This window comes from Actinocrinis sp., from assembly GCF_035946395.1.
GTDB lineage: Bacteria > Actinomycetota > Actinomycetes > Streptomycetales > Catenulisporaceae > Actinocrinis.
In genome coordinates, this window is sequence record NZ_DASYZI010000124.1 from 1 (window position 1) to 2,665 (window position 2,665).

The window sequence follows — 2,665 nt, forward strand, 5'->3', positions numbered from 1 at the left end:
TACGTCGCCCGGGCGAGCGATATGTAGATTGGGACAATCCGGGCTCATCATCGGGCAATGGCCTTACTCGGCATCGAGAAATACCGATTCCCCCGGGATTGCCCCTTTCTCGTTCAAGTGACGTGCGGAGGATGGGACTAACCCCTACTTTTCGAGCTGAACCCGCTGGGCAGAGAGGTCACGCACCCCGGGGCCAGGGCCACTCGGCAAGGGTCAACCACCGCTCTCCGGGTGCTCTTTGAGCCGAACCGCTCGGGGAAGACGCCGCGCAGCTTGGAACCGCAGCCGACCGGCGAAGGCTAACCGCTGTTCTTCGAGGCGATCACGCTCGGGGGAGAAGCCGCGGAGATCGAACAGCAGCCACTTTGCGAGCACTGACCTCTGCACTCTGAGCCGATCCGGCTTGGCGAAGAGATCACGGAGCTCAGAACGACGGTCACTCGGCGAGCGCCAGCCACTGCTCTTCCAGGCGATCACGCTCGGCGGAGAGATCACGGAGTTCGGCGTCGAGCCTGCCGACTTCCGCGTAGTCAGCCGCCGCTTGGGCCATCCGATCGTGCAAGTCGCTTTCGCGCGCGGAGATCTTGTCCAGCTGCCGTTCGATCCGGGCCATCTCCTTCTGCGCTGCACGCTGGTCGCGGGACGAGGAGGCTGGCCGGTCGGCAAGTCCTGATGCGGCTGCGGAGCCAGATTGCGCGGTCTGTGTGGTCTGCGCTGCCTGCGTGGTCTGCATAGAGTGCGCTGTCTGTGCGGACCGGGTGGCGTGCGCGGCTTGGGCTTGCGCCGACCGGGTGATCTGAGCGGCCTGGGCCTGCGTGGTGACCAGGATTTCGGCGCGGCGTTGGAGGTATTGGTCGACGCCGCCGGGCAGCATCCTGAGCTTGCCGTCGCCTAGCAGCGCGGCGATTCGGTCGGTGGTGCGCTCCAGGAAGTAGCGGTCGTGGGAAACGACGATCATCGAGCCGGGCCAGCTGTCCAGCAGGTCTTCCAGCGCGGTCAGTGTGTCGATGTCGAGGTCGTTGGTCGGCTCGTCCAGCAGCAGCACGTTCGGCTCGGCCATCAGTAGCCTGAGCACTTGGAGGCGGCGACGCTCCCCGCCTGACAGGTCGCCGACCGGAGTCCACTGCTTCTCGCCGGTGAAGCCGAAGCGGTCCAGCAGTTGCGAGCCCGTCAGGGTCCGGCCCTTGCCCAGGTCGACCTCAGAGCGGACCTCCTCGACCGCCTCACGGACGCGCTTCGTGGCCGGGATCTCGGTGATCTCCTGCGCGAGCAACGCAGGTTTCGCCGTGACGCCGGTGACGACCTTGCCGGAATCGGGCACGACGGCGCCGGTGAGCAGCCGCAGCAGGCTGGTCTTGCCGGAACCGTTCACGCCGACCAGGCCGAGGCGCTCGCCGGGCGCTAGCTGCCAGGTGACGTGGTCGAGGAGGGTGCGACCAGATGTGTGGCTGGGTGTGCGGCCGAGTGCGCCGCTGGGTGCGCCGTCAGGTCCGGTTCCGATCTCGATTCCGGTTCCGGTTCCGGTCTCAGTGACGCCGACGCGGTAGGTGACGTCTTCGAACTCGTAGACGGTGCGGCCTAGGCGCGCGGTCGCGAAGCGCATGAGCTCGGCATCGTCACGCGGCGGCGGCTCGGCGGCGATCAGCGCGTTGGCGGCCTCGATGCGGAACTTCGGCTTCGAGGTGCGCGCCGGGGCACCACGCCGTAGCCAGGCCAGCTCCTTGCGCAGCAGGTTCTGCTTGCGATCCCAGTCGGCGGAGGCGACCCGCGCGCGCTCGGCCCGCGCCAGCACGTACGCCGAGTAGCCGCCTTCGTAGGCGTGCACTTCGCCGCGCGTCACTTCCCAGGTCTGGCTGCAAACCTCGTCCAGGAACCAGCGGTCGTGCGTCACGACCAGCAGCGCCGACCGGCGTGATTTGAGGTGCGAGGCGAGCCAGGCGATGGCTTCGACGTCGAGGTGGTTGGTCGGCTCGTCCAGGAGAAGCAGGCGGTCTGTGTCGTCGGGCTCCAGCAGTGCCTTCGCCAGTGCGATTCGGCGGCGCTCGCCGCCGGAGAGGGGGGCGACGACGGTGTCGAGTCCGTTGCTGAAGGCCGGGGCGTTGATTCCGCCGAGCAGGCCGGTGAGTACGTCGCGTACGTGCGCTTGGCCTGCCCATTCGTGCTCGGCCATGCCAGAGAGGACTTGCTCTCGGATCGTGGCGGTCGGATCGAGCTCGTCATGTTGGCCGACGACGTTCACGTGGACCGAGCCGGTGTGAGTGACTCTGCCCCGGTCGGGTTCCTCGGCCTTGGCCAGCAGGCGCACCAGCGTCGACTTACCGCCGCCGTTACGCCCCACGACACCGATGCGGTCACCCTCCGCGATGCCGAGTGATACACCGTCAAGCAGTGCCCGGGTGCCGTACGCCTTGCTCACAGCCTCGATGTTGACCAGGTTTGCCACGGACCAACGGTACCTGGACGCAACGGATACCCGACTACCAGTTGATCGATTGTCAGTTGATCGGTGGGGTGTAGATGGCGGTGGACTCTCGTACGGTGAGTTGTGGTGGGAGGAGGGTGATGGTGGGGGTGTGGTGGCCGGCGAGTTGGGTCATGGCTTGGTGGACGGCGTGGCGGCCCATGGTTTCGGCGGGGATGCTGACGCTGGTGAGTTTGGGTGAGG

At 67.0% G+C, this 2,665-nt stretch carries 2 protein-coding genes; both read right to left on the bottom strand.

The genetic code is table 11. From position 1 onward, the window contains the following. Nucleotides 1-436: 436 nt before the first annotated feature. The gene (abc-f, locus tag VGS97_RS08020; protein ID WP_326852627.1) at nucleotides 437-2,443 is read right to left on the bottom strand and encodes a ribosomal protection-like ABC-F family protein; all 2,007 of its coding nucleotides are present in this window, start codon (nucleotides 2,441-2,443) and stop codon (nucleotides 437-439) included. A gap of 52 nt (nucleotides 2,444-2,495) precedes the next feature. Then, nucleotides 2,496-2,665, bottom strand: a 170-nt coding sequence (locus VGS97_RS08025; RefSeq protein ID WP_326852628.1) for a substrate-binding domain-containing protein, incomplete at its 5' end; no start/stop codon positions are given.